Source organism: Oleiphilus sp. HI0132 (assembly GCF_001635845.1).
This window is the reverse complement of record NZ_LWGJ01001852.1, coordinates 1-893: the sequence shown is the minus strand read 5'-3', so window position 1 is coordinate 893 and position 893 is coordinate 1. Positions and strand designations below refer to the sequence as shown.

The window sequence follows — 893 nt, the reverse complement described above, 5'->3', positions numbered from 1 at the left end:
AAGCCCGACAAAGCCAAATAGTTAATATCATGCCCTGCCCGATCTTTTAAGGGCCCTGTTTGACCATAGCCTGTGATCGAGCAATAGATTAATTTAGACTGAAACTTTACCAAGGCCTCATAATCCAGACCTAGACGCGCCATAACACCTGGTCTGAATTGCTCAATCACAATATCAAACTCACTCACCAACTTATGAACGATCTCTTTTGCACTCTCATGCTTTAAATCAACAGCAATCGTTTTCTTATTGCGATTAACGCTGGCGTGCGAGGCAGAAACCTTACCTACCATTGGCGGCAAGAGCTTTAGTAGATCGGGTCGCGTAGGTGACTCTACTCTTACAACCTCTGCGCCCATATCTGCCAACAATTGCGTTGCATAAGGGCCCGGTAATAAGGTGGTAAAGTCGAGAATCTTAATTCCCTTGAGTGGTTGTGACATTACTTACCCCTACTTCCTTTAGACCATCGAGCGGCCGATAATCAACTTCATGATTTCATTTGTACCAGCATAGATCTTCTGAACACGCGCATCTGCGTAAGCGCGCGCAACCGGATACTCCCACATGTAGCCGTAACCACCATGTAGCTGTAAACATTCATCTATCACGTCACACTGAATCTCGGTAGTCAATAATTTAAGCTTCGCTGCGGTCACCACATCTAGTTGCTTATTAATATGCAGCTCTAAGCATTTATCGACAAATACACGCGCCATCGTCAAGGTTGCTGACATTTCGGCAAGCTTAAACTGGGTGTTCTGGAACGATGCTATTTCACGGCCGAAGGCTTTACGCTCTTTAACGTATGCGACTGTTTGCTCAAGAATCGACTCTGCACTAGCGATCGCGTTTAAGCCTACCGATAGCCGCTCTTGTGGTAGCTCCTGCAT

2 protein-coding genes are annotated in these 893 nt (G+C 45.9%); both read right to left on the bottom strand.

Going from position 1 to position 893, the window contains the following annotated elements; all coding sequences use genetic code 11:
* On the bottom strand, positions 1 to 443 hold a 443-nt coding region (locus A3766_RS28010; protein WP_197479812.1), incomplete at its 3' end, for a CaiB/BaiF CoA-transferase family protein.
* An 18-nt stretch (positions 444 to 461) separates the two neighbouring features.
* A partial coding sequence (locus A3766_RS28005) for an acyl-CoA dehydrogenase family protein (protein WP_082907251.1) occupies positions 462 to 893 on the bottom strand: 432 nt, incomplete at its 5' end.